The sequence below is a fragment of the Actinopolyspora xinjiangensis genome (assembly GCF_900104475.1).
Lineage (GTDB): Bacteria > Actinomycetota > Actinomycetes > Mycobacteriales > Pseudonocardiaceae > Actinopolyspora > Actinopolyspora xinjiangensis.
In genome coordinates, this window is the sequence record NZ_FNJR01000005.1 from 269,031 (window position 1) to 294,974 (window position 25,944).

Below are 25,944 nucleotides of genomic sequence, written 5' to 3' on the forward strand. Positions count from 1 at the left end.
GACTCGGAACGCTCCCGCCGCCCCGAGTCCTCCGACGGCGGGAGGTACCTGCCTACCGTGCCGGCGAGTGGTGCGGTCTCGGCTGAGCGGGGTGCCATCGCACGCAGAACGCGCCGAGGCCGAAATCGAGCGCCACGGCATGCGTGCGTCCGCGCGAGTCCACCGGCATCGGCTTCGGCGGTTCCAGTTCAGAACCGTCCGGGCGGGCGGCGAAGCTCTCGCAACGCGCGGGCGGGTTGTCCGGGTCGAACCGCAGTTCCACCAGGTACTCCCGCACCGGCAACCGGAACCGGCGGGAGTAGGTGTGGTCCTGGTCGGTGCCGACCAGACCGTTCGGGCCGTGGGTGATCTCGTACTCCAGCAGCGCGGTTTCGCCCTTCTCCAGGCAGCGCTCGAACAGCAGCTCGGCGGCGACCACCCCGTTGCGGTTGTCCGAGAGGGTCTGCCCCAGGGTGCAGCCCTGCGAGGCGCGGATGGTGGGGGGTGCCACACCGCCACCCGCGTTGTCGAAGACGGTCACCCAGCGGTCCACCCCGTTGCGCTCCGCCTGCACCAGCTGCCGCACCCGCAGGCCGCGCTGCTTGCCCGTGCCGTCGATGTCGAGCACGTCGTGCTGGCTCAGGCGGGTCAGGTGACCGTCGGCGCTGGTGTCCAGCCTGCTGAGCAGACCGGCGGCGGAGGCGTTGTCGGACCACAGCGTCGTCAGCGGTGGCGCCGAGGGTTCCTCGCGGTTGCGCCCCCTCGGCTTCGGGGGGCCGAGCAGAGCCGACAGCGCTCCGTCCGGCACGCCGAGCACGTCCTCGAGCTCGCGCAGCGCCACCAGGGAGTCCGGCCGTTCCGGCCTACGACGTCCCGACTGCCAGTAGCTCAACGCGGTGATGCTCACCGGCGTTCCCCTGGCGCGCAGCCGGTGCTGGATGCGTTCCAGGCTCAGTCTGCTCGAACGGATCGCGGCGCGCAGCGCCACGTCGAACGGGCCGGTCCGCAGGAGCTTCGAGAGTTCGGGCGAGAGTTGTCGGTGCTCGTGTCCGGTTATCGGGGATGCCGTGGAAGGTGTTCGGGTACGGGGAACGACCATCACCACTCCTCGCGCTGGCTAGCCTCGCGCGGAACGCTAATTGCACTGATCACGTTCGTGCAACGAGATTGCGGGAATTGGACGTCCCAGAAAGATGTACGTTACCGGTTCGGCCGTGCCCCGGGCTTTCCGTCTCGTGGTTCGGGCTCCGGTTCGTCCCTCCCGGGAATCTCCCCGAATTCCGCTGCCACGTTCAACGACACCGAGGTCCGGAGGTGCGGGCACGCGGTGTCGAAGGCCCGGTGCGGACCCGAAACCTGGTGCGAGGCGAGTGGGTGGCGTTGGCTAGCCTGGAGTGGTCCTCACCTGGAGGAGCACCCCCGTTCACGCCGTAAAGGAGATCAGCAGCCGTGATGCGCACGCACCAGGCCGGCTCGCTCCGTGCCGACCAAGCCGGGCAGTCCGTCACCCTCGCCGGATGGGTGGCGCGTCGCCGTGATCACGGTGGAGTGATCTTCATCGATCTGCGCGATGCCTCGGGGGTCGCACAGGTGGTCTTCCGCGAGGGCGAGATGGCCGAGCGGGCACACCGGCTGCGCGCCGAGTTCTGCGTCCGGCTCACCGGGGAGATCTCGCCTCGCCCCGAGGGCAACGAGAACCCCGAGATCCCGACGGGGACCATCGAGGTGACCGCCACCGATCTCGAGGTGCTCTCCGAGTCGGCCCCGCTGCCCTTCCCGGTGGACGAGCACCTCGACGTGGGCGAGGACGTCCGGCTGCGGCACCGTTACCTGGATCTGCGCCGGTCCGGACCGGCCAAGACGATCAGGATGCGCAGCGAGGCCAACCGCATCGCGCGTGAGGTGCTGCACGGACAGGAGTTCGTCGAGGTCGAGACCCCCACGATGACGCGCTCCACCCCCGAGGGCGCCCGTGACTTCCTGATCCCGGCTCGCCTGCAACCCGGCAGCTGGTACGCGCTGCCGCAGTCCCCGCAGCTGTTCAAACAGCTGCTGATGGTCGGAGGTCTGGAACGCTACTTCCAGATAGCCCGTTGTTACCGCGACGAGGACTTCCGGGCCGACCGGCAGCCGGAGTTCACCCAGCTCGACATCGAGATGAGCTTCGTCGACGCCGAGGACGTCATCGACATCAGCGAGCGCGTCGTCCGCGCCCTGTGGCTGGAACTGGCCGATCACGAGATCCCCACGCCGATCCCTCGACTGCCCTACGCCGAGGCGATGGCACGCTACGGCACGGACAAACCGGACCTGCGGTTCGGACTCGAACTGACCGATCTCACCGAGTACTTCCGGGAGACTCCCTTCCGGGTGTTCCAGGCTCCCTACGTCGGTGCCGTGGTCATGCCCGGTGGCGCCGACCAGCCGCGCCGGCAGCTGGACGCCTGGCAGGAGTGGGCCAAGCAGCGCGGGGCGAAGGGGTTGGCCTACGTGCTCGTCGGCTCCGACGGGGCGCTGTCCGGTCCGGTGGCCAAGAACCTCTCCGAGGAGGAGCGGGAGGGGCTGGCCAAGGCGGTCGGTGCTTCCCCGGGCGACTGCGTGTTCTTCGCGGCCGGGCAACCGGGTCCCTCGCGGGCGCTGCTCGGTGCGGTTCGGCTGGAGGTCGCGGAGCACTGCGGACTCATCGACCATCGGGCCTGGTCGTTCGTGTGGATCGTCGACGCCCCGATGTTCGAGTCCGTCGACGACAGTGATGACGTCGCCGTGGGCAGCGGCCGTTACACGGCCGTGCACCACCCGTTCACCGCACCGGTGCCGGAGTGGGCCGACAGCTTCGAGCGGAACCCGGATCAGGCCCTGGCCAGCGCCTACGACCTGGTGTGCAACGGCAACGAGATCGGCGGTGGCTCGGTGCGTATCCATCGCTGGGAGACGCAGCAGCGGGTGTTCGAGGTGCTCGGCATCTCCAGGGAGCAGGCCGAGGAGAAGTTCGGCTTCCTGCTGGAGGCATTCCGGTACGGCCCACCGCCGCACGGCGGGGTCGCCTTCGGCTGGGACCGCATCTGCATGCTGCTCACCGGCGCGGAGTCGCTGCGCGACGTGATCGCCTTCCCCAAGAGCGGTGGCGGGTTCGATCCGCTCACCGGAGCCCCGGCACCGATCACCGCCGAGCAGCGCAAGGAGGCGGGGGTCGATGCCAAGCCGGCCCGTCGCGGTGCCACGGGTGAGGGCAAGAGCTCCCAGGAACAGAGCTGAGTCCGCTTCGCCACGCTCGGGGCCGGTCTTGGCGGCCCCACCACGCTGCCGGGACGGTGCCGTCCGGAAGGCCGGCCCCGTCGGTTCCCGGCCTCGGGAGCCGGTGGCCCGGGGCGGCGGTGCCTCCGACGGTTCGTAACGACTCGGGAACACCGTGCAACCTCACTCCGGATCGATCCGTCGCCGGAACGGGTAGCTCACCACGGTGGCGAGGGTTGCCGAGCGCTCGGTGACCGCGTAACGGTGGAGGGTGTTCGTGTTCTTGCGGATACCCTCGGTACGCAAGAGCGTTACCCGAGTCGGGTGTAACTTAACCGGTCAGGCCCGTGGAGAATCGGGCGGTGGCGGTAGGGTCTGGAGACGATGAGCGTGGAAATCACCACCGGTCCGCCGGAGGTTCGTGTGCCCGCGAGTGCGGAGGTTACCGATACGCTCGGTACCGCTGAGACCGTGCTCACCCGTAGAACGGGCGCACCCGTCCGGCTCGCCGACCCGGAGGATCTGGGCGGTAGCGGCCGATCGGTCGTGATGCGGGTGCGTGTCGCCGAGACACCGTTCGAACTGCCGCGCACCCTCGTGGTCAAGCACTACGGGGCGGTTCCGGCCAAGGGGTACGCCGATCCGTTCGCCCACGAGGCGGCCAGTTGTCAGCTGGCCACGGCTCTTCCGCCGGAACTGCGGGTGGGGCCGGAGCTGATCGCTCAGGACACCGAGAAGCGACTGCTGGTGCTCGAGGACCTCGGGCGGGGCGCCAACCTGGCCGACGTGCTGTTCGCCGACGACCCGCGGGCGGCCGAGCGCTCGTTGCTGGCGTGGGCACGCGCCCTGGGCAGGTTGCACACCTCGATGGCGGGCCGGGAAGCTGACTTCGACGCTCTGATGCGCAGGCTCGGGGTCGAGTCGTGGACCGATCCGGTCGCCGACGACATCCAGCGTTCGCTGCGGGAACTCCCCGAACTGCTGGCCCGCACCCTGGACCTTTCGCTACCCGAGGAGATGCGTGCCCGTCTCGACTCCGCCGCCGGGTTGCTGAGCTCCACCAGGTACCGCTCCTTCAGCCCCTCCGACATCTGCCCGGACAACAGTCTGGTGACGGGCAACGGAGTGCGGTTCCTGGACTTCGAATGGGCGTGTGTCCGTGACGTCGCCCTGGACGCCGCCTACCTGCAGTTTCCGTTCCCTTCCTCCTGGTGCTCCTACGCGATGCCCTCGGGACTGGTGGACAACATGCTGGCCACCTGGCGCTCGGAGATCGTCGAGGTCTGGTCGGACCTGGACGACGACGCGGTCCTGATGCCCCGGTTGCTGGATGCCCAGCTGCTCTGGGTCTGGGTGTCGACGTGGTGGTTCCTGCCCCGTGACGGACAGTTGGACGGCCCCATCGACGCCCACATGCCGTCACCGCGTCGCAGTACCGCTCTCGCCGACCGCTGGCAGCGGCTGGGCAAGGACGCCGAGGCGGGCGGCATGCCCGAGGTAGCCGCCTACGCCGAGCGGATGGTGCGTGCCCTGGTGGAGCGGTTCGGCTCCGGTGCGTTGGAGCTGCGGCCTTACCCGGCGTTCCGTTGACAATGGCTCGTTCTCCGGGCGGTGGTCGCGACCACCGCTGCTGCCGTGCTCGCCGGTGAGTGGCCGGCCCGTTCCCCTGGTTCCGGCGCGTGTGCCGATGTCCGGTTCCTCGTGGGAGTGGTTCCCGCTCCGACAGAGCGGCGTAATCCGCGTGACTCGCCCGTCGGTGGTCGAACCGGCGGGCTGAAGTCCGTTTTCACCGTATTTTCATGTATTGCTCGATCGGGTGACGAGCTGTTGGGGCAGTGTGCGATATCTTTCACTCGAAGGTCGTATTGATTTTCTCGTCGTTCCGCTGACCTGAACAAATTCTCGTGTTCGTTGTGGTCGGCGGCGCTGACCGGCGTTTCTTACCGTTTCGGGTTACTATTGGTTCACCTCGAGTACACATTCCCCGGGTAGTATCGGGAATGTCCGCAACAGACAGTGGGCAGGTTCGTTCGCTCGGCGGTCGGGGGGTGACGATGACACGAGTAACGGTGAAGTCGGACTGCGTTTCGGTGCTACGGGCGGTCTTGTTCCTGGCCTTCACCGTGGCTCTTCTCGTCCTTTCCCCGATGCACTCCGTCGGCGCCGTGCCCCAGGTCGGCAGGGCCGCGCTCGGCGAGTACAAAACCGAGCAGGGTGCTCCGTGCGAGAGCGAGAAACTCCGCAAGCGTCCCGGCGTGGCCGAGTTCGCCCGGCGGTGTGGACGACGGACCGAACGCTCGCGAAACGCGCGGGCCACGAGAACTCGCCCCGCTCAGGAACGAACTGACGCCCGAAAATACGCGAGAAACATTCGCACTTCGGGTGGTTCCTCGACGAAGTGCAGATCAGCCCACTCACAGGCGAGACTTCAGGTCTATCGCAGGTGATCCGACAGTCGATTCGGTTTGACGGGGACCTGCGCTGCTCGCGAGGTCCCTGGTTTCGTCTTCGCGACAGCGGCGGTTGTCCCCATCGGGAGCGACAGCCCGTGGGTGTCCCCGTCGAATTCTCCTCGCAGTGACGCGAGTCCTTCGAAATCCATCCCAAGAGGTCCTTTCGGAGTGGTTCCTTCCCCACCGGATCACCCGGTGCGGAAGGGATGAGCGGTTCCGCCTCGTGAACGCCGTATCACGGGAAGACAGGGTGCCGACGTGAGTCGACCGTTGCGTGCCCTGTGAACTTTCCCGGCATACCCGGTCGCGTGCCGGAAACCGCGCATCCGGACGAACCGTTCCGCGAGGAACTCCGAGAAGTCCGTCCGAGTCGAGTTCCATCCCGCACGGGAACCGCACCGCAGTGGACAGTCACGCACCCGGCCGGGCAGCGCCCGTTCCGCGGTGTGGCTTCCGCTCGGGTGCACGACGATCCCGCCAGGGTGACGACTCGACCGAACCGGGAGCGGGCCACCGCCGCCGACCGGGGACGGACGACGCTCCGACCGAGCAGTCCCAGTACCCCCGGGATTTCCGGCACGGATTCCCACTCGTACCAGCGACAAGTTTCGACCGACGTCCCCGCGGGCCCACGGTGTCCGTTTCACCGCCACGGGCCTGTCGAACTCTCACGGAGTGAATCGTGACCACACAACTCGAGTCCCCGAGCCCGGCTCGACCGGGTTCCCTGGGGGAGCACCTCCGCAGGAACAAGTCGGTGTTCGGCTTCGACCTCGCGGCCTCGCTAGTCGTGTTCCTGGTGGCATTACCACTGTGTGTGGGCATCGCCGTGGCCTCCGGCGTGCCCGCCGAACTGGGCATCGTCACAGGCATAGTCGGCGGCATCGTGGTCGGCTGCATGCCGGGCAGCACCATGCAGGTCAGCGGCCCGGCGGCGGGCCTGACCGTGCTGGTCGCCTCCACCATCGCCCAGCACGGCCTCGCCATGCTGGGAGTGGTCGTGCTCGGCGCTGGCCTGTTGCAGATCGTGATGGGGCTGACCGGCGTCGGGACCTGGTTCCGCGCCATCTCACCCTCGGTGATCCAAGGGCTGCTGGCCGGGATCGGCCTGGTGCTCATCCTCGGCCAGATCTATCCCATCGGGGGGCTGGACCAGCCTTCCAGTACCGGGGCCAAGTTCGCGCGGCTGCCCGAGCTGTTCCACGCCGTGTTCACCACCCCCGCCGGGCGGGCGGGAGTCACCATCGCGGTGGCCACCCTGCTGGTCATGGCGTTGTGGGCACGGTTGCCCAACCGCCTGCGGATCGTCCCCGCCCCGCTGGTGGGAGTGGCCTTCGCCGCGGTGCTCACCTATGTGCTGGGTCTCCCCTTGGAGACGATCCGGGTCGGTTCCCTGCTGGAGACGCTCAACGTTCCCTCCCCGGCGGACTTCGGCGCGGTGACCAGTTTCGCGGTGCTCGGCTCGATCCTGACCTTCGCGCTGATCGCCTCGGCGGAAAGCCTGTTCAGCGCGGCCGCGGTGGACCGGATGCACGACGGTCCCAAGACGCGCTACAACGCCGAACTGGTGGCCCAGGGGACCGGCAACGCGGTCTGCGGGGTGCTCGGCGCGCTGCCGATGACCGCGGTGATCGTGCGCAGCACCGCCAACGTGCACGCCGGAGCGCGAACCAAGCTCTCCCGCGTGCTGCACGGTTGTTGGCTCCTGTTGTTCGTGATGCTGCTGCCCGGGCTGCTCTCCTACATCCCGCTGGCCACTCTCGCGGCGCTGCTGGTGCACGCGGGTTGGAAGCTGCTCGGGGTGCGGCAGGTCGCCGCGCTGTTCCGGGAACAGCGTTCCGAGGCGTTCATCCTGGTGCTGACCGCCGGCACCATCCTGGCCACCGATCTGCTGATCGGTGTGCTCACCGGCATCGTCGCGGCAGTGATCAAGACCGCCTGGGAGGTCTCCGGGCTTTCCGTGGAGGTCGAGCACGAGGACGACCACGCCAGGGTGAGGCTGCACGGCAACGCCACCTTCCTGCGGTTGCCACAGCTGCAGGACAGGCTGGAGCAGCTGCCCCGAACACGTAGCGCTCATGTGGACATGACGCTGCTGCGCCACCTGGACCGTGCCTGCCACCAGGCCATCGAGCACTGGGCGGAGCAGCGGCGCAAGGACTCCTGCGACGTGGAGCTGGCGAAGCCCGGCACGAGCTGATCCCGATGCCCGGCGAACCGTCCCGTCCCGCACGTTCGGGGCGGGGCGGCGCGGGTAGCGTCGGGAACGTGACTGATGGTCTGTTCGGCAACGGTTCGTTGCACAGCGGTCTGCTCGACGGCGGCCTGTTCGGCGCCGATGCCGAGGACCGCGCCGAGCGGCGACTCGCCGAGAACGCGCCTCTGGCGGTGCGGATGCGTCCCAGGACGCTCGACGAAGTCATCGGACAGGATCACCTCCTCGGGTCGGGCGCCCCGCTGCGACGTCTCGTGGAGGGAGCCGCACCCGCCTCGGTGCTGTTGCACGGGCCGCCGGGTACCGGCAAGACCACGCTGGCGGGACTGGTCTCGCAGGCGACGGGCCGCCGCTTCGTGGCGCTGTCCGCCCTGTCGGCGGGGGTCAAGGAGGTACGCGGCGTGATAGAGGAGGCGCGCCGCAGGCTCGGTCACTCGGGTGAGGCCACCGTGCTGTTCATCGACGAGGTCCACCGGTTCTCCAAGACCCAGCAGGACGCGCTGCTGTCGGCGGTCGAGGATCGCACGGTGCTGTTGGTGGCGGCCACCACCGAGAATCCCTCGTTCTCCGTGGTCTCACCGCTGCTTTCGCGCTCGTTGGTGCTGCAGCTGCGACCGCTCGGTGAGCAGGAGGTCGAACAGCTGGTGCTGCGCGCGTTGCGCGAACAACGTGGGCTGAACGGCGCCTTCCGGTTGGCGGAGGAAGCCGAGCGGCACCTGGTCTCCCTCGCCGGAGGTGACGCGCGTCGCGCGCTGACGGCGCTGGAAGCGGCGGCCGAAGCGGCGGCGGCCACCGGCGCGGACACCATCGATCTGTCCACGGTCGAGGCGACCGTGGACAAGGCGGCCGTGCGCTACGACCGCGACGGTGACCAGCACTACGACGTCGCGAGCGCGTTCATCAAGTCCATCCGGGGATCGGACGTGGACGCCGCGCTGCACTACCTGGCCAGGATGATCGAGGCGGGCGAGGACCCGCGGTTCATCGCTCGCAGGCTGGTGGTGCACGCCAGCGAGGACGTGGGAATGGCCGATCCCACCGCGTTGCAGAGCGCCGTCGCCACCAGTCAGGCGGTCCAGTTCATCGGTATGCCGGAGGGCAGGCTGGCACTCGCGCAGACCACTGTGCACCTGGCGACCGCGCCGAAGTCCAACGCTGTCATCACCGCGATCGACGAGGCGTTGGCCGACGTCCGAGCGGGCAGAGCGGGGACCGTGCCCGCGCATCTGCGGGACGGGCACTACGCGGGGGCAGAACGACAGGGCAACGCCATCGGGTACCGCTACCCGCACGACCGTCCGGAAGGAGTGCTCGAACAGCAGTATCCCCCCGACCAGCTGGTCGGCAGGGACTACTACGAACCCAGCGGTCGCGGTGAGGAACGTACGTTGGCGGACCGCGTGCCGAAACTGCGCGGCATCGTACGCGGTGATCAGCCGAGGACGCGCTCCGAGTGACTCCTTTCCGGGACCTGCGCTCCTCACCGCCACACGGCCGTGGTCGGGCGCCTCGCGGGAGGGCGAAGCACCTCGGGACGTTCGGTCGGCTCACGGCGCGGGAGAATCCGAAGCCGGTCCGGTCACGTGGTGGGGTGCCGCCTGTCGGTGCCCCTGCCGGACGTGCGCGGTGGTCCGCCTCCCGCCGGGACGGTTTTCGGTAGCCGCCCCGGTTTCCGGGACGTGCCCGACCGAGCGGAAACGCGATGTCAACGGCCCGGCCGTAGTGGCGGTCGGTTCAGGAAGGGACGGACGAGTGACTCCTCGAATCCTGGTGACCCGTCGGATTCCCGATTCGGCGGTGCGACTGCTGGAATCGGCGGGTGAGGTGTGGGTGTGCGACCAGGACCGGGCCATGACCCCGGCGGAGCTGCACGAGGCCGTGCACGGCGCCGATGCCGTGGTCACCATGCTGCACGACCGCGTCGACGGGGAGATGCTCGACGCGGCGGGCTCCTCGCTGCGCGTCGTCGCCAACGTCGCCGTGGGCTACGACAACGTCGACGTGACGGCGCTGGATCGGCGCGGAGTGCTGCTGACCAACACACCGGGGGTACTCACCGACGCCACGGCGGATCTGACGTTCGGGCTGCTGCTGATGACCACCCGCAGACTCGCCGAGGGAGAACGATTGATCCGCTCGGGCACCCCCTGGGCGTGGAACTTCTCGTTCATGCTCGGTAGCGGGCTGCAGGGCAAGACGTTGGGAATCGTGGGGATGGGCCAGATCGGCCGTGCGGTGGCCCGCCGAGCACTCGCCTTCGGAATGGACGTCGTCTACACCGCCAGGAACCGGGTGGAGGCCGAGGTCGAGAACGAGTTGGGCGCGGACTTCCTGCCGATGTCGGAGCTGCTGGAGCGTTCGGACGTGGTCTCGCTGCACTGCCCGTTGACCGACTCGACCAGGCATCTGATCGACGGGACCGCCCTGTCCCGCATGAAGTCCTCGGCCGTACTGGTCAACACCAGCCGGGGAGCGGTGGTCGACGAACGAGCGCTGGCGCGGGCACTGCGGGAGGAGACCATAGCCGGTGCCGGACTGGACGTGTTCGAGAACGAACCCGAGGTGGATCCCGAACTGCTCGAACTGGACAACGCGGTGATGGTGCCGCACCTGGGTTCGGCCACCAGCGAGACGCGTACCGCCATGGCGGTGCTCGCGGCCCGCAACGTGGTCGGCGTGCTCGACGGCAGTGGCCCGGTCTCACCCGTCAACGGCTGATCCTCCCGCCCGGTACCCGGTGCGTGGACGGGAAAGGCGCTCCCCTCGGTGTGCTCAGGCACTCAGCTGTCGCCGTCCCGCCCGGGGCACCGAGGCGCCCGCCGCCGCGACGAGCGCGGGCAGCAGCATCCCGAGCAGAATCCACGCCGGACTCGGCACGAGCATCCACCAGTCGATCCGCAGCCCCAGGAACGCCTCCATCGGGGCCCGCAGTGCCAGCGCCCCCAGCATCCCCAGCACGGTCGCGGGAACCGCCGCCGCCAGGCCGGAGACGGCGGCGACGCCGGCCACCCGTGGGAGGGGTTCCTCGGCCCGGTTCCGCCGGAAGGTGAACACGCCGAACAGCGCCGCGCCGACCAGCAGCCCACCGAGCGCGATGTAGCGCCAGGTGTCCACTGTGGCGATCATCTTCCGCTCCCGCAGCGGCAGTGGGAAGGTCCCCAGTCCGGTCTCGCGCAACCGCTCGGCCACCACCTCCGGGTCGTGGGAGTCCTCGACCATCACCCCGACCCGGTCGGCGCCGTTGGTGATCCGCAGCAGGGAAGCGGTCTTGCCGTCGGCGGCCGAAGCCAGCTTCGCGGCGGTCACCGGCGAGAGGTAGGCGGTTTCCGGCCCGTCCGCGTGCCAGCGGGCGTCGTAGGTGGCCACGATCTCCAGCTCGATCGTCTCCGAGACCAGCGGCGGTTTCCTCTGCAGGTCGGCGGCCTGCTCGGCCCCGTCCTCGGATGAGGGAGGTGGAGTGTCCTCGGCCTCGCTGCTGTAGGCGAAGAGGACTGTGCGACCGAGGTGGCGGGTGAAGTCCACTCCCTGGCTGTGGCTCGGGACCACCACCTGTCCCGGTTTCAACCCGTCGACCACCGAGCCGCTCGTGATCGGCGGCGGGACGTAGCTCCCCCAGGAGTGCGTCGCCAACGAGAACCGTGGCAGTGGGCTGTCCTCGGGGCTTCGGATCGACGACACGTAGTCCCCGACCGCCCACTCGACACCGGGAATCGAACGGATCATCTCCAGCTTCTCGGCGTTGAGCTGCCCGATGGTGCCCTTGCTGTCCAACGGCGAGACCACCAGGCGCTGCGCACCGTCGGCCCGAAGCAGGTCGCGTGCCGTCGCGTGCTGGATCCCGGCGCTGACCCCGGCCAGCGTGCCGAGCAGAAACGTGAACACAAGCATCACCGGCAGTGGTGCGCTGCGGAATCCCGACCTCAGTGCGGCCGATACGGCCCGCTTGAGCATTCGACGTGTCCCCTCGTGCTAGTCCGGCGGTGCCAACACGGCCGGTCAGGCAATCTATCGTGCCGGCAGTCCCCTCGCGCCGAGCACCCGCGCTCGATCCTAGTAGGGGCCCTCGCACCACTCGCCCGATACGTCCACTCCCGTTCCGGGGGGCTCGAGCGGGTACGGAAGCCATGTTGCCGGTACCGGCGCCGCGTTCGCCTCCCCGGTCCGGACCTGGGGCTCCCTCTGGTGGTGCCCCCGCTGCCTGCTCGGCGAAGTGTGCCGCAAAGCCGCACACGCGCCGAGCACGGCGGCGCGATAGCCTGACCGCGATCATCGCCGTCGTTTCGGGGCGACCGCTACGACGGCCGCACGCGAATCAGCTGGAAACCGGGAGGACACGTGACGCCCACCGAGATCGCCGCGCTGATCGCAGCAGGTGCTTTCGTGCTGCTGGTCGTGCTGCTGGCGATCCCGTTGGTCAAGCTCGGCCGTACCCTGGACGAGGCGACCAACGCGATCCGCAAGGCGCAGGAGAACTCCGATCCGCTGTTCACCGGGGCGAACACCACCCTCGACCACGTGAACACGCAGTTGGAGCGTGTTGACGGCATCACAGCCAACGCCCAGTCGGTCTCCAACAATGTGTCCGCACTGTCTTCGCTGTTCACCGCTACACTGGGAAGCCCGCTGGTGAAGTCAGCCGCCTTCACCTACGGCGTGAGCAAAGCCCTGCGCGCCCGCCGCAAGCGTGACGAACAGGCCGCGGGCAAGCATTCCCGCAGGCGCAAAGGGGGTCGTAAGTGAGCCGTCTGTTCTGGCTCGGTGCCGGTGTCGCCGCGGGCGTGGCGCTGAGCCGCAAAGTGAATCGGACCGCGCGCAGGGCCACACCCGCCGGGGTGGCCGACCAGCTCGGCGACGCGGTTCGGGAACTGGCGGAGGCGGTAGGCTCGTTCGGAGCCGACGTGCGCGCGGGGATGAGCGAGCGCGAACGCGAGCTCCACGAGAGCGTGACCGAGCGCACCGGCATCGTCACCGGAGGCCGCGAACCGAGGACCGTCACGTTGCCGGAGAATGGGAACCGGCAGGTGACCCGGATGGCCGGAACGCTCGAGGAAGCCGGTTCGTACGGGCGGCGAGCTCGTAGGGCGGGGCGCTGACGTTCGTCGCGAGTCGCCGCTCACGCCGACCGGTGTCCCGCCTGCTCCGTGCCGGTAGCCCGCATCCGCGTAGAAGGACCCCATCGTGCAGACCCACGAGATAAACAACCGTTTCACCGAGCACTTCCGTGGCAGGGGACACACCGTGGTCCCCAGCGCCTCGCTGATCCTGGACGATCCCAACCTGCTGTTCGTCAACGCGGGGATGGTGCAGTTCAAGCCCTACTTCCTCGGTGACGCGCCAGCCCCCTACCCGCGTGCCACGAGCATCCAGAAGTGCGTGCGCACCGCCGACATCGACGAGGTCGGCAAGACCACGCGGCACAACACGTTCTTCCAGATGGCGGGCAACTTCTCCTTCGGGGACTACTTCAAGGAGGGGGCCATCGAGCACGCCTGGAGCCTGGTCACCAATTCGCAGGACTCCGGCGGTTTCGGTTTCGATCCCGACCGCATCTGGGTGACCGTCTACGAGCACGATCCGGAGGCCGAACGGCTCTGGCAGCGGATCAGTGGACTCCCCCCCGAACGGATCCAGCGCAGGGACGCGCACGACAACTACTGGGACATGGGTGTTCCCGGTCCCGGCGGCCCCTGTTCGGAGATCTACTACGACCGCGGTCCCGCCTACGGCAAGGAGGGCGGTCCCGTCGTCGACGAGGACCGCTACATCGAGATCTGGAACCTGGTGTTCATGCAGGACATCAGGGGCGAGGGGAGCCCCAAGGACGGGCACCCGGTCCAGGGGGAGCTGCCCACCAAGAACATCGACACCGGCATGGGCGTCGAGCGGGTCGCCTGCCTGCTGCAGGGCGTGGAGAACGTCTACGAGACCGACCTGGTGCGGCCCGTGATCGCCAAGGCCGAGGAGTTCTCGGGCAAGCACTACGGTGACAACCACGCCGACGACGTGCGGTTCCGGGTGATCGCCGACCACATGCGCTCCGGCATGATGCTGGTCTCCGACGGGGTCACCCCCAGCAACGAGACGCGCGGTTACGTGCTGCGGCGACTGCTGCGCCGCGTGGTGCGCTCCACCAGGCTGCTGGGGGTGCACGAACCGGTGCTCGGGGAGTTCACCAAGGTCGTCCGGGACGCGATGTCACCGGGCTACCCCGAGCTCGCCACCGACTTCGACCGCATCGACTCGGTGATCCGCAACGAGGAGGAGGCTTTTCTCGGCACCCTTTCCGCCGGGTCCCGGATCTTCGACACCGCCGTCGAGCGGACCCGCGAGAAGGGCTCGAACCAGCTTCCCGGTTCCAAGGCCTTCCAGCTCCACGACACCTACGGGTTCCCGATCGACCTGACGCTGGAGATGGCGGCCGAACGCGGCCTCTCGGTCGACGAGCAGGGCTTCCGTGAGCTCATGGAGCAGCAGCGCCAGCGCGCCAAGGAGGACGCGCGTTCGCGCAAGACCGCGCACGGTGATCTGTCCACCTACCGGAACCTGCTCGACGAGCACGGCGCGACCGAGTTCATCGGTTACACCGACCTCCAGGCGACGAGCCGGGTGCTCGGACTGCTGCGGGACGGCGCCCCGGTGCCGGTCGCGGGTGAGGGGAGCCAGGTCGAGCTTGTCCTCGACCGCACGCCCTTCTACGCCGAGGGCGGTGGGCAGATCGCCGACACCGGCAGGCTGGTCGGTCCCGGTGTGGAGCTGGAGATCACCGACGTGCAGCAGGCGGTGCCGGGATTGTCCGTGCACCGGGCCAAGGTGCTCGGAGGAGAGGTCGCGGTCGACACCCGCCTGGAGGCCAGCGTCGACGCGGAGCGCAGGCACGCCATCGCCCGTTCGCACTCGGCGACGCACCTGGTCCACGCGGCGGTGCGCAACGCCTACGGCAAGCGGGCCGCCCAGGCCGGTTCGTTGAACTCTCCAGGGCGGATGCGGTTCGACTTCACCGCCCCCTCGGCGGTCTCGGGGACGGTGCTCGGCGGTGTCGAGGAGGAGGTCAACGAGTACCTGCAGCAGGACGTCGAGGTGAGTTCCTACACCACCTCGATGGACCGCGCCATGGAGCTCGGTGCGGTGGCGCTGTTCGGGGAGAAGTACGGCGACCGGGTCCGAGTGATCGACATGGGTGACTACTCCCGCGAGCTGTGCGGTGGCACCCACGTCGGCAGCATCGGGCAGCTCGGGGTGGTCAAGCTGGTCAACGACTCCTCGGTCGGTTCCGGGGTGCACCGCGTCGAGGCCCTGGTCGGCATGGACGCGATGCGCTACATCAGCAAGGAGCACATGCTCGTCAACGAGCTCGCCGACAGGTTCAAGGTCCGGGCCGAGGACCTGCCCGAGCGCATCGACAACATGGTCACGCGGTTGCGGGACGCCGAGAAGGAGCTCAAGCAGCTGCGGGTGGCCAAGGTGCTGCAGTCCGCAGGCGAACTGGCCGACAACTCCGTGGACGTGGGCGGCGTCAACCTGGTGGCCGTGCGCGTGGCCGACGGGGTGGACGGCAAGTCGCTGCGGGCCCTGACGGGTGAGGTTCGCGGTAAGCTGGGCTCGCGCCCCGCGGTCGTGGCGCTGTTCTCGGCGGACCCGGAGACTTCCAAGGTCGGTTTCGTGGTGGCTGTCAGCCCGGGTGCTCAGGACCGGGGCGTGGCAGCGGGTGAACTGGTGCCCTCTTTCGCCGCGCACATCGGGGGACGCGGTGGTGGAAAGGCCGAGATGGCCCAGGGCGGCGGGTCCGACCCGTCGGGCATCGACACCGCGATCGAGGCGTTGCGCAAGGAGCTGGAGCAGGTGGTGGCACGGGCGTGAACCCCGAACGGTCCGAAACCGAGGCCAACGACGCGGGCTCCGGTGGCCGGGCGGATCCGGGACCGGGCAGGCGCATCTGCGTGGACGTGGGGGAAGCCAGGGTGGGGGTCGCGGTCAGCGACCCGGCGCCCATCCTCGCCAGCCCGCTGACCACGCTCAAGCGCGACAAGTCGCGCAAGTCGGATCTCGACCGCCTCGCCGAGCTGGTGCGCGAGTACGAGGTGGTCGAGATAGTCGTCGGCCTGCCGGTGACCCTGGCGGGCAGGCACGGTCCGGCGGCCGACATGGCGCGTTCCTACTCCGACGCGCTCGACGCCAGGACCGGTGACGTTCCGGTGAGACTCAGTGACGAGCGACTCACCACGGTCACGGCCACTCGGATGCTGTCCGACCGCGGAATCCGTGGTAGGCGTCAACGGGACGTGGTGGATCAGGCGGCCGCCGTCGAGATCCTGCAGTCCTGGCTCGACGCACGTGCCCGGAGCGAATGAGAGGACCCCGGCGTGAACGATGATCTGGGCCTGTTCACCGATGACGCTGGAGAGACGCCGCGCGGTGGTCGCAAGCAGGAACGTGAGCGGCTGCAGCGCAGGCGACGTCGCCGTGTCGTCACGGCGTCCTCCGGAGTCCTGGTGCTGCTGATCGTCGTCGGCGGTGCCTGCTACGGCTTGTTGCAGCTGCTTCGGCTCGGCGGCTACGAGGACTACGAGGGGGGCGGCGAGGGGCAGGTCGTCATCGAGGTCCAGCGGGGCGACACGACCAGTGCCATCGCCACCACGCTCTCGGAGCGGGACGTGGTCGCCTCGGCCAAGGCCTTCGTCGAGGCGGCGGAGGACAACAGCGAGATCACCGGGATCCAACCGGGCTTCTACCTGATGCGGGCCAAGATGTCCGGTGAGGCGGCCGTGCGACGCATCGTCTCCGACGAGGCCAGAGCCGGCAGGGTGGAGATCCGCGGCGGTATGCAGCTCGCCGACCACAATCTCCCGGGCGGGAAGGTGAAGAAGGGAATCCTCACCCGGCTGGCGGAGGTCACCTGCACCGGGGGAGAGGAGTCGTCCGGATGCGTCGACGGGGAGCGGATGACCGAGGTCGCCACCCGGGCACCGCTGTCCGAGCTCGGTGTCCCGGACTGGGCCGCCGAGGGGATCTCGGACGTTCCCCATCCCAGGCGACGGCTGGAGGGACTCATCCTGCCGGGCATCTACCACGTGGAACCCACGGCCGCTCCGGTGGAGATCCTGCGCTCGGTGCTGGAGGAGTCCTTCGGCAAGATGCGGGCCGTGGGGTTGTCGAAGCTCGCCTCCGATACCGGCCACTCGCGCTACGAGCTGATCAGGATCGCCTCGCTGGTGCAGAGCGAGGGCATCACGGAAGACTTCGACAAGGTCGCCCGCGTGATCGAGAACCGACTGGCGATCGACATGCGGTTGGAGCTCGATTCGACGATCAACTACGTGCTGGAGGATCCGCAGCTCTACACCGACGACGAGGACAGGGCGAGGAAGGGGCCGTACAACACCTACGACAGGTCCGGCCTGCCCCCCACGCCGATCTCCGCGCCCAGCACGGCGGCCATCAAGGCGGCTGCCAATCCCGCCGAAGGTGACTGGAAGTACTTCGTCAAGTGCCACAAGGACGGCACCTCGTGCTTCTCCGAGACGTTCGAGCAGCACAAGAAGGCCCAGCAGAAGGCCGACCGCAACGGCGTCTGACGTTCGCCCGCGCGGTCCGCGTCGTTCGTACGAGAGTCCGGTTCCGAGGGGAGCTTTCGGGAATGTCAGCTCAGTCACCCGAGTCGGTGGGGCCGCGTGCGGCCAGGGCCGGGGTGGTGGGGTCGCCGGTGGAGCACTCGCTCTCCCCGGTGCTGCACGGCGCCGCCTACGCGGCGCTCGGCCTGCGCGACTGGTCGTACCAGCGCGTCGAACGGGACGCGGAAGGATTACGGGAACTGGTCGGTGAGCTCGGTCCCGACTGGCGCGGGTTGTCGGTGACGATGCCGGGCAAGCACGCGGCGCTGGAACTGGCCTCGGAGAGCAGTGAGCGTGCCGTCGCTGTCGGTGCCGCCAACACGCTGGTCCGGTGCTCCGAAGGCGGGTGGTACGCCGACTGCACCGATGTCGACGGCGTTTCCGGTGCGTTGCGCGGGGCCGGTGGTTTCCGTGGCGGTGCTCCGGGAGCGGGTACCGGGCTGGTACTCGGCGCGGGGGGTACCGCCCTGGCGGTGCTCGCGGCCTTCGCGGAACTGGAGGTGCGGACGGTGACCCTGGCGGTGCGGGATCCCGCGCGTGCCGGGGCCGCGCTGGCGACGGCCGAACGTGTCGGGGTGCGTGCCGAGGCGCGGGCGCTGGGGTCGTTGGACCTGGCCGAGGCCGCCGCTGCCGCCGACGTGGTGGTCTCCACGCTGCCGGCCGGGGCGGTGGACGGGTACGCTCACGAGCTGGCGAAGGCCGGTTGCGTGCTGGACGTGGTCTACCACCCCTGGCCGACACCGTTGGCCGAGGCGGTGCACGCCGTGGGCGGTCGGTTGGCCACCGGGCTGGACATGCTGCTGCACCAGTCGTTCGGCCAGGTCGAGTTGTTCACGGGGGTTTCCGCGCCGCGAGCGGCGATGCGGGACGCGTTGTCCGAAGCCACCGGTGGCGGGGTGCCGCTCCCGTTGCGGTGAGCGATCGGCCCCGTGGTGAACGTGCCTCCGGCTCTTCCCCGGAGGGGCGGTCCCGCGAGGTCTTGGCGCGAGAAGTGGGCCGGCCCTCCACCGTGCGAGAACCGGCCCACAGCCTGGTGTGACGGGTTTTTCAGGATTTCCGGTGCCCGGTATCTCCCGCGTTCGTCACCGCGACGAGCGCGGATCCGGCGCCGAACTCCGACCCCCGCCGCGCGTGCTCTCAGGCCCGGCGTCGTGCACATCCGCCCGACGTCGGGCCCTACCGGCGGCGAGGGCTCGCGAGAGGTTCGCGGGCCGGCCCACCACCGAGCCACCGCGGTTCGTTCAGGAACCGTCCAGCTCGCTGCCCACGAGCTCAGCGATGCGGTCCAGCGCGTCGTCGGCGCCCTCGCCGTCGGCGGCCAGCACGACTTCGTCGCCGTACGCGGCCCCCAGTGTCATCAGTCCCAGGATGCTGGCGGCCTCGACCGGCTCCGTCTCCTGCTTGCGGATGGTGATCTTCACCGATTGCGCGGCCGCCTCCTTGGCCAGCAGGGCCGCGGGCCGTGCGTGCAGCCCTACCTTGCTCGCGACGGTGACGTGTCGTTCAGGCATCTCCTCGTCCGTTCTCGTCGTTGCCTGTCGGTCCTCGCTCTCCAGCGGGGATCAGGTCTTGTTCCCGCTCGCCGCCGAATCGGCACTCCCGGACGAACCGGTGGTGACCGAGCCGGCCTCGGAGTCCGACTGTTCGGTTTCCGTGTCCTCCTCCCTGCCCGGCGTCGGCAGGTTCATCTTCGTGATGATGATCCGGAACAGGAAGTAGTAGATGACGGCGTAGACCAACCCGATCGGTATCAACCACAGCGCCTTCTGCGCGATTCCGAAGTTGAGCAGGTAGTCGATGGCTCCCGCCGAGAAACCGAAACCGTGATGGATGTCCAGCGCGTTGACCAGGGCCAACGAGGTCCCCGTCAGGATGGCGTGCACGATCAGCAGCGGCCAAGCCACGAAGATGAACGAGAACTCCAGCGGTTCGGTGACACCGGTCAGGAAGGCGGTCAGTCCCGTGGAGAACATGATACCGCCGACCAGCTTGCGCTGTGACGGCTTGGCGGAGTGGTAGATCGCCAGCGCCGCGGCGGGCAGCGCGAACATGAAGATGGGGAAGAACCCGGTCATGAAGGTGCCCGCCGTGGGGTCGCCCTCGAAGAACCGGTTGATGTCGCCCTGCGTGCCCTGGTACTCGCCGGTGCTGAACCACAGGATGGCGTTCGGGATGTGGTGCAGGCCGATCGGCAGCAGCAGTCGGTTGACCACGCCGTAGATTCCGCCGCCCACCACGGCGCTGCCGGTGACCGCCTCACTGAAGCCCGTCAGCGCCTGGTCGAAGTAGGGGAAGACGATCCCGAGCAGCACACCGATGACCAGCATGACCACCGAGGTGATGATGGGCACGAAGCGCCTTCCACCGAAGAAGCCCAGGTAGGAGGGCAGCTTGATCCGGTGGAAGCGCTGCCACAGGCCGGCTGCCACCAGCCCCGCGATGATGCCGCCCAGCACCCCGTAGGGGCCCTTGTTGTAGACGGTCTCGCCCTCGGTGCCGGTCATCTGGTACAGCACCCCGGCGAGAACCAGGTATCCCACCGCTCCGGCCAGGGCGGTGGATCCGTCGGCCTTGCGCGCGAACCCGATCGCCACGCCGATCGCGAACAGCAGTGGCAGGTTGTCGAACAACGCCCCGCCCGCGGAGCTGATGACGCTGCCGACTTCGGCCAGGCCGGGGATGGCGCCGATCAGGTCCTTCTGCCCCAGGCGGAGCAGCAGTGCCGCCGCGGGGAGTACGGCGATGGGGAGCATCAGGCTCTTGCCGAGCCGCTGTAGCTGAGCGAAGGCCTTGCTGCCGCCCGAGGACGGGCTGGCGCTGGTGCTCATCGAGTACCTCCTGGGATACACCGGTGCGTTGGAACGGTTTCGACGCGTCGCGGCCAGTACGCTCCGGTGGTGCCGGTCGGGGTCGGGCACACCTGTCGCTCACTGTCCGCCGAGTCACTCGTACCGTCGCCTGGCGGTTGGTACGGTAAGGTCTAAACCAGTTGGAGGGAACCTTGCGCCTCCAGGTGAACGAGTGTCAAGCGGGTGGCGGATTCGTTGCCGGTTCGACATCGGACGCAGCCGGGACGGCGTGGTTAGCTGTGGGCACAACACTCGACGCGCGAGTGATCGAAGGTGGAGGATTTCGGTGGCTGATGACAAGGCTGCGGCGATTCTGGCCGCCCTGGGTGGTCAGGGCAACGTCGTCGAGATCGAGCCGTGCATTACGCGGCTCCGTTGCGAACTGGAGGACGGCGGCAAGGTCGACGAGCCCGCGCTGAAGAAGGCGGGCGCGCACGGCGTGATGCAGCAGGGCACGGTCGTCCAGGTCGTGGTGGGTCCGGAGGCGGACACCATCGCGAGCGATATCGAGGATTTGTTGTGAGCATTCAGGTACTCAGTCCGGTAACGGGTCTGGCGGCGCCGATCAGCGAGGTGCCGGACCCGGTCTTCTCGCAGGCGATGGTGGGGCCGGGAGTGGCGGTCAAGCCGAGCGGCGGTAGCTCGGAAGCCGTGGCCCCGGTCGAGGGAACCCTCTCGACGCTGCACCCGCACGCCTTCGTCGTCTCCACCGACGACGGCAAGGCCGTGCTGGTGCACCTGGGAATCGACACCGTCAAGCTCGAAGGTGCGGGATTCACGCTCCACGCCGCCAAGGGGGAGCGTGTGACGGCGGGTCAGCCGGTCGTCACCTGGAACCCCACCGAGGTCGAGCAGCAGGGCTACTCCTCGGTGTGCCCCGTGGTGGTGCTGGATGTCGGCCAGGAGGCACTGTCGGACATAGCCGACGACGCCCGGGTCAGCGGCGGGGATCCGCTGTTCACCGTGGACTCGTGACGCGGACCGGGTCGCCGCGGGCCGGTGACCGGGATTCGCGTCCGGTTCGCGGGCGCGAGTCCCGACACGCCGAGGAGGTCCGGCGACCTCACGGGCGACTCGGCGAGCGGGCTCCGAGGATGCGGTCGTGTTCCGGAGTTCGCTCACCACGTTGGTACCGGTCGCCGCGGCGACCGCGGTGCTCTTCCTGCTCGGATGGTCGGCGGGTGCGCGCTGCGCCCGGCTCGCGGCCGACGCGACGTACGAGCGGGGAGCGGTCCGCCTCGCGCCGTGCCGCTCGGCACTCGCGGTGCTGTGGGCGTCACTGGCCCCGGCCCTCGGCTGCGGTGTTCTCACCGTCCGGTGGGCACCGGTTCCTGCGGTGCTGGGGTGGTTCGCCGTGACGCTGGCCGCCTGCGACCTGACCGAGGCGAGACTGCCGGACCGGTTGACGCTGAGCGCACCCGCACCCCTGTTGACCGCGCTGTCCTGCTGGGCGGTGGCCACGGGGAGGTACGGGGCGCTGTGGAGCGCCCTCCTCGGCTCGTTGCTGTTCGGCGGCGGTTACGCCCTGGTGCGTTCGACGCGTCCGCGACTGCTGGGTGGCGGGGACGTGAAGCTGGCCTTCGTGCTCGGCCTGCCGCTGGGAGCGGTGGCTCCGGTGGCCGTGCCGGTGGTGATGTTCGCGGCGGCACTGCTCACGCTGCTGGCGGCGGGGCTCACCCTGCGGCTCCGGTTGCCGCACGGCCCGGCGATGCTGCTGCCCGCCTGGCTGGTGACGGCGTCGCCCGCGCTGCTCGTTCCCGAGCGCTTCGGGGGCTGAGGTGCGCGGGTGGTGGGAACCCGACATACTCCGCCACCCGGGCTGCCCGGAACGGAGGACCCCGTGGCAGGATCGCGGACGTGCTGCGCTGGATGACCGCCGGGGAATCACACGGTCCCGCTCTGGTGGGAGTTTTGGAAGGAATGGTGGCCGGTGTCGAGGTCACCACCGAGGACATCAACGCCCAGCTCGAGCGTCGTAAGCTCGGGTTCGGCCGCAGTCCCCGGATGAACTTCGAATCCGACGAACTCGAGGTGATCGGTGGTATCCGACACGGCCTCACCCAGGGGGGACCGGTGGCCGTGCGGATCGGCAACACCGAATGGCCCAAGTGGCAGCAGGTGATGGCCGCCGACCCGGTCGATCCGGAAGTGCTGTCCTCGCTGGCCCGCAACGAACCGCTGACGCGGCCCCGGCCCGGGCACGCCGATCTGCCGGGAATGCAGAAGTACGACTTCGACGAGTCCCGCCCCGTGCTGGAACGGGCGAGCGCCAGGGAAACGGCAGCCAGGGTGGCCGTGGGAACCGTCGCGCGTCACTTCCTGAGTCAGTTGCTCGGCGTGGAGCTGGTCAGCCACGTCGTCTCGCTGGGGGATGTGGACGCCACACAGGACGCACTGCCCACGGCGGCCGACCTGCCCACCATCGACGAGAACCCGGTACGCGCCTTCGGTGAGCAGGCCACCGAACGCATGATGGCCGAGGTGGAGTCCGCCAAGTCCGAGGGCGACACCCTGGGCGGCGTGGTCGAGGTGGTCGTCCACGGGCTGCCCCCCGGCATCGGTTCGCACGTGCACTGGGACCGCAAGCTCGACTCCAGGCTGGCCCAGGCCCTGATGAGCATCCAGGCCGTCAAGGGTGTGGAGATCGGGGACGCGTTCGCCAACGCGCGCCGCCGGGGCAGCGCGGCCCACGACGAGCTCTACCCCGCCGCCGGACCGAACTGGGTGCACCGTGCCAGCAACCGGGCCGGAGGCCTGGAGGGCGGCATCACCAACGGGGAGCCGTTGGTCGTGCGCGCGGCCAAGAAGCCGATCTCCAGCCTGCCCCGCGCGCTGTCCACGATCGACGTGCGCACCGGCGAGCAGGCGCAGGCCATGCACCAGCGCTCGGACATCACGGCCGTGCCCCGCGCGGCGGTGGTGGCCGAGACCATGGTCGCGCTGGTGCTGGCCCAGGCCGTGCTGGAAAAGTTCGGCGGGGACTCCCTCGGGGAGACCCGGCGCAACGTGCGGGGCTATCTCGCGGCGCTCACCGAGCGAGCCGAGGCGCGGGAGGGGAGCCCATGAGCCCGCGAGTGGTCATCATCGGACCCCCCGGAGCGGGCAAGACCGCCGTGGGGCGGTTGCTCGCCGAACGTCTCGGGACGGCGTTCCGCGACACGGACACCGACGTCGAGGCGCTGGCGGGCAGGACGATACCGGAGATCTTCACCCACGAGGGCGAAGAGGCGTTCCGGGAACTGGAGAGCCGTGCCATCGCCACCGCGCTGGCCGAGCACCACGGCGTGCTGGCGCTGGGTGGGGGTGCGGTGACTGTCGAGCGGAACCGCTCGCTGCTGGCCGCCCATCCGGTGGCGTTCCTGTCGGTGGGTGTCGCCGAGGGGGTGCGGCGAACCGGTCTCTCCGCGCCCAGACCGCTGCTCACCGGGGTGAACCCCCGGTCCACGTTCCAGGCGCTGTTGCGGGAACGGCTTCCGCTGTACCGCGAGGTCGCGGACTGGGAGATCGACACCGACGAATCCGCCCCGGCCGAGGTCGTCGAGCACCTGCTGGAGCGCCTCGACGGCGCGGACACCGGGAGCTCCGCCGGGGAGTGATCCGGGCGTCCCCCTCGCCGGGGGAGCGGGGGTACGCGGGAGAATGCGGCACGAGCCCGTCGAAAGCGAGAGGACACGATGAGCGAACCCGAGCTGATCTCCGTCAACGCCGAAAAGCCCTACGATGTGCTGGTGGGACGCGGACTCCTCGGTGAGCTCGTCGAGTTCCTGAGCAGCGCTTCGGTGGTCGCGCTGCTGCACCAGCCGACGCTGACCACCACCGTCGAGACCGTGCGGGAGGAGCTCACCGAAGCCGGTGTGGACGCCCACCGCGTCGAGGTTCCCGACGCGGAGGAGGGGAAGAGCTTCGCGGTGGCGGGGTTCTGCTGGGACGTGTTCGGCAAGATCGGCATGGACCGCGACGGCGTCGTGGTCTCCTTCGGCGGCGGTGCCGTGACGGATCTGGCGGGCTTCGTCGCGGCCACCTGGATGCGCGGTGTTCGTGTGGTGCACGTGCCGACCACGCTGCTGGGCATGGTCGACGCGGCCGTGGGGGGCAAGGCCGGGATCAACACCGACGCGGGCAAGAACCTGGTCGGGATGTTCCACGAGCCGGCGCGGGTGTTCGTGGACCTGGCGACCCTGGAGGAGCTGAACCGCAACGAGCTGATCGCCGGGATGGCCGAGGTCGTCAAATGCGGTTTCATCAGTGATCCCGAGATCCTGCGGCTCGTCGAGACCGACGCCGACGCCGCGCTGGACCCGACCGGCCCCGTGCTGGCCGATCTGGTCGCGCGCGCCGTGCGGGTCAAGGCCGGCGTCGTCGGTGCGGATCTGCGCGAGTCCCACCACCGCGAGATCCTCAACTACGGGCACACCCTCGGCCACGCCATAGAGCGGCGGGAGCGGTACCGCTGGCGCCACGGTGCCGCCGTGAGCATCGGGCTGGTGTTCGCGGCCGAGCTCGCGCGGCTGGCGGGCCGGCTCGACGACGAGACCGCCGACCGCCACCGGGCGGTGCTGGATCGGCTGGGGCTGCCGGTCACCTACGACGCGGACGCGCTGGGCGACCTGCTCGAACTGATGCGCTCCGACAAGAAGACCCGTTCCGGCACGCTGCGCTTCGTCGTGCTGGACGGCCTGGCCAAGCCGGGCAGGCTGGAGGGGCCGGACCCCTCCCTGCTGGCCGCCGCCTACTCCGCCCTCGCCGGGGGCGAGGCCAGGTCCGGACAAGAGGTTCTGCTTTGAACGTGCTGGTGCTCAACGGTCCCAACCTGGGGCGGCTCGGTACCCGGGAGCCGGACAAGTACGGTCACGACACCTATGCCGACCTGGTGGACTCGTGCGAGCGCACCGCCGTCGAGCTCGGGATCGAGGTGGAGGTGCGCCAGACCGACCACGAGGGCGAGATGGTCGGCTGGTTGCACGAGGCCGCCGATTCGCGCCGTCCCGTGGTGCTCAACGCCGCGGCCTGGACACACTACTCGATCGCGGTGCGCGACGCCTGCGCCCAATTGCGCGCACCGTTGCTCGAAGTGCACCTGTCGAACGTGCACAGCCGTGAGTCGTTCCGGGCACACAGCTACATCTCCGAACTCGCCACCGGCGTGCTCGTCGGGCTCGGGGTGCGCGGTTACACCCTCGCGCTGCGCTGGTTGGCCGAGACCGCGAGCTGACCGGTCCCCGCCGCGCGGCGGGAGGTCCGTGCGGCGGGCTTCCCGTGCTCGGTCGTCCCCGGACAGGGCCGGATTCCCGACGTGACCGGACCTTCTTTCACCTGAGCGCGACGCGGCGCCCCCGTGCGTCGCCTGCCGTCGTGACGGAGCGGTTCCCGAGCCGTCCCCGGTAAGCGGGCGTGGTGCGTCCCGAGCTCTCTCATCGTTGTGTCGTTCCGGCCATTGGCCGCCTCCGGAGCCGGCCGCCGTGCGCCGTCGTCGTGGTATCCGCTCCCCGCTGGAGCGCCCCAGCGGCATCTCCGCTCGTCTGCCGTCCGTGTTCGCGCGGCCGGTTCGGAATCATTCACCATTAGATATCGCAGAAAGTGTTAACAAAGTGGTGCTTGTCTGCTAA

The 25,944-nt window shown here is 69.2% G+C and carries 23 protein-coding genes; 18 read left to right on the forward strand and 5 right to left on the reverse strand.

Features of this window, described 5'->3' with window-relative positions; genetic code table 11:
* Positions 1 to 52 precede the first annotated feature (52 nt).
* Entirely contained in the window at positions 53 to 1,078 is a 1,026-nt protein-coding gene (locus BLQ75_RS10130; protein WP_092600921.1) for a hypothetical protein, read from the reverse strand.
* Positions 1,079 to 1,428: 350 nt separating this feature from the next.
* On the opposite strand from BLQ75_RS10130, the gene aspS reads away from it, so the two are divergent.
* Positions 1,429 to 3,234, forward strand: coding sequence for an aspartate--tRNA ligase (gene aspS / locus BLQ75_RS10135; protein ID WP_092600923.1), 1,806 nt, complete (start codon positions 1,429 to 1,431; stop codon positions 3,232 to 3,234).
* 162 nt (positions 3,235 to 3,396) lie between these two features.
* Here aspS and BLQ75_RS24480 read toward each other — a convergent pair whose 3' ends face one another.
* Complete coding sequence (locus BLQ75_RS24480) at positions 3,397 to 3,519, reverse strand: hypothetical protein (protein WP_280137828.1); 123 nt, start codon at positions 3,517 to 3,519, stop codon at positions 3,397 to 3,399.
* 78 nt (positions 3,520 to 3,597) lie between these two features.
* Between BLQ75_RS24480 and BLQ75_RS10140 the strand changes: the two genes are divergently transcribed.
* The 4 genes from BLQ75_RS10140 (at position 3,598) to BLQ75_RS10155 (ending at position 10,599) form a co-directional block, all read left to right on the forward strand.
* Positions 3,598 to 4,803, forward strand: a complete 1,206-nt coding sequence (locus BLQ75_RS10140) for a phosphotransferase family protein (protein ID WP_092600925.1) — start codon at positions 3,598 to 3,600, stop codon at positions 4,801 to 4,803.
* A gap of 1,545 nt (positions 4,804 to 6,348) precedes the next feature.
* Positions 6,349 to 7,866: a SulP family inorganic anion transporter gene (locus tag BLQ75_RS10145; protein WP_092600927.1), complete on the forward strand. Its 1,518-nt coding sequence runs from the start codon at positions 6,349 to 6,351 to the stop codon at positions 7,864 to 7,866.
* A gap of 98 nt (positions 7,867 to 7,964) precedes the next feature.
* Complete coding sequence (locus tag BLQ75_RS10150; protein WP_092601096.1) at positions 7,965 to 9,338, forward strand: replication-associated recombination protein A; 1,374 nt, start codon at positions 7,965 to 7,967, stop codon at positions 9,336 to 9,338.
* A gap of 295 nt (positions 9,339 to 9,633) precedes the next feature.
* On the forward strand, positions 9,634 to 10,599 hold the full coding sequence (locus BLQ75_RS10155; protein ID WP_092600929.1) for a 2-hydroxyacid dehydrogenase: 966 nt from the start codon (positions 9,634 to 9,636) through the stop codon (positions 10,597 to 10,599).
* Between the two features lie 54 nt (positions 10,600 to 10,653).
* Here BLQ75_RS10155 and BLQ75_RS10160 read toward each other — a convergent pair whose 3' ends face one another.
* Positions 10,654 to 11,769, reverse strand: coding sequence for a hypothetical protein (locus tag BLQ75_RS10160; protein ID WP_244515411.1), 1,116 nt, complete (start codon positions 11,767 to 11,769; stop codon positions 10,654 to 10,656).
* Positions 11,770 to 12,216: 447 nt separating this feature from the next.
* On the opposite strand from BLQ75_RS10160, the gene BLQ75_RS10165 reads away from it, so the two are divergent.
* The 6 genes from BLQ75_RS10165 (at position 12,217) to BLQ75_RS10190 (ending at position 18,406) form a co-directional block, all read left to right on the forward strand.
* Positions 12,217 to 12,621, forward strand: coding sequence for a DUF948 domain-containing protein (locus BLQ75_RS10165; protein ID WP_092600933.1), 405 nt, complete (start codon positions 12,217 to 12,219; stop codon positions 12,619 to 12,621).
* Positions 12,618 to 12,974 (forward strand): hypothetical protein, encoded by a 357-nt coding sequence (locus BLQ75_RS10170; protein WP_092600935.1) that lies wholly within the window; start codon positions 12,618 to 12,620, stop codon positions 12,972 to 12,974. Before BLQ75_RS10165 ends, BLQ75_RS10170 begins: the two co-directional genes overlap by 4 nt.
* 85 nt (positions 12,975 to 13,059) lie before the next feature.
* A complete protein-coding gene (gene alaS, locus BLQ75_RS10175) occupies positions 13,060 to 15,738 on the forward strand; it encodes an alanine--tRNA ligase (RefSeq protein ID WP_092600937.1) in 2,679 nt (892 codons plus the stop codon).
* Positions 15,735 to 16,229: a Holliday junction resolvase RuvX gene (gene ruvX / locus BLQ75_RS10180; RefSeq protein ID WP_092600939.1), complete on the forward strand. Its 495-nt coding sequence runs from the start codon at positions 15,735 to 15,737 to the stop codon at positions 16,227 to 16,229. Before alaS ends, ruvX begins: the two co-directional genes overlap by 4 nt.
* A 12-nt stretch (positions 16,230 to 16,241) precedes the next feature.
* Entirely contained in the window at positions 16,242 to 17,453 is a 1,212-nt protein-coding gene (locus BLQ75_RS10185; RefSeq protein WP_092600941.1) for an endolytic transglycosylase MltG, read from the forward strand.
* 62 nt (positions 17,454 to 17,515) lie between these two features.
* The gene (locus tag BLQ75_RS10190; protein ID WP_092600943.1) at positions 17,516 to 18,406 is read left to right on the forward strand and encodes a shikimate dehydrogenase; all 891 of its coding nucleotides are present in this window, start codon (positions 17,516 to 17,518) and stop codon (positions 18,404 to 18,406) included.
* A 324-nt stretch (positions 18,407 to 18,730) separates the two neighbouring features.
* Here BLQ75_RS10190 and BLQ75_RS10195 read toward each other — a convergent pair whose 3' ends face one another.
* Together BLQ75_RS10195 and BLQ75_RS10200 are read right to left on the reverse strand one after the other, a co-directional pair.
* Positions 18,731 to 19,000, reverse strand: coding sequence for an HPr family phosphocarrier protein (locus tag BLQ75_RS10195; protein ID WP_043574555.1), 270 nt, complete (start codon positions 18,998 to 19,000; stop codon positions 18,731 to 18,733).
* A 51-nt stretch (positions 19,001 to 19,051) separates the two neighbouring features.
* The gene (locus tag BLQ75_RS10200; RefSeq protein ID WP_092600945.1) at positions 19,052 to 20,317 is read right to left on the reverse strand and encodes a PTS transporter subunit EIIC; all 1,266 of its coding nucleotides are present in this window, start codon (positions 20,315 to 20,317) and stop codon (positions 19,052 to 19,054) included.
* Positions 20,318 to 20,624: 307 nt separating this feature from the next.
* Here BLQ75_RS10200 and BLQ75_RS10205 point away from each other — a divergent pair, with 307 nt between their 5' ends.
* The 7 genes from BLQ75_RS10205 to aroQ all read left to right on the forward strand — a co-directional run bounded on the left by BLQ75_RS10205 (position 20,625) and on the right by aroQ (position 25,550).
* Positions 20,625 to 20,861: a PTS sugar transporter subunit IIB gene (locus BLQ75_RS10205; protein WP_043574560.1), complete on the forward strand. Its 237-nt coding sequence runs from the start codon at positions 20,625 to 20,627 to the stop codon at positions 20,859 to 20,861.
* Positions 20,858 to 21,313, forward strand: coding sequence for a PTS sugar transporter subunit IIA (locus BLQ75_RS10210; RefSeq protein ID WP_092600947.1), 456 nt, complete (start codon positions 20,858 to 20,860; stop codon positions 21,311 to 21,313). The genes BLQ75_RS10205 and BLQ75_RS10210 overlap by 4 nt, the downstream gene beginning before the upstream one ends.
* 127 nt (positions 21,314 to 21,440) lie before the next feature.
* Positions 21,441 to 22,115, forward strand: coding sequence for a prepilin peptidase (locus BLQ75_RS10215; RefSeq protein ID WP_092600949.1), 675 nt, complete (start codon positions 21,441 to 21,443; stop codon positions 22,113 to 22,115).
* An 80-nt stretch (positions 22,116 to 22,195) separates the two neighbouring features.
* Positions 22,196 to 23,404 carry a chorismate synthase gene (gene aroC / locus BLQ75_RS10220; RefSeq protein ID WP_092600951.1) on the forward strand — a complete coding sequence of 403 codons (1,209 nt, stop codon included), beginning with the start codon at positions 22,196 to 22,198 and terminating at the stop codon, positions 23,402 to 23,404.
* Complete coding sequence (locus BLQ75_RS10225; protein ID WP_092600953.1) at positions 23,401 to 23,934, forward strand: shikimate kinase; 534 nt, start codon at positions 23,401 to 23,403, stop codon at positions 23,932 to 23,934. Before aroC ends, BLQ75_RS10225 begins: the two co-directional genes overlap by 4 nt.
* Positions 23,935 to 24,012: 78 nt before the next feature.
* Positions 24,013 to 25,122, forward strand: coding sequence for a 3-dehydroquinate synthase (gene aroB, locus BLQ75_RS10230; RefSeq protein ID WP_092600955.1), 1,110 nt, complete (start codon positions 24,013 to 24,015; stop codon positions 25,120 to 25,122).
* Complete coding sequence (aroQ, locus tag BLQ75_RS10235) at positions 25,119 to 25,550, forward strand: type II 3-dehydroquinate dehydratase (protein WP_092600957.1); 432 nt, start codon at positions 25,119 to 25,121, stop codon at positions 25,548 to 25,550. The genes aroB and aroQ overlap by 4 nt, the downstream gene beginning before the upstream one ends.
* The last annotated feature ends 394 nt before the right edge of the window (positions 25,551 to 25,944 follow it).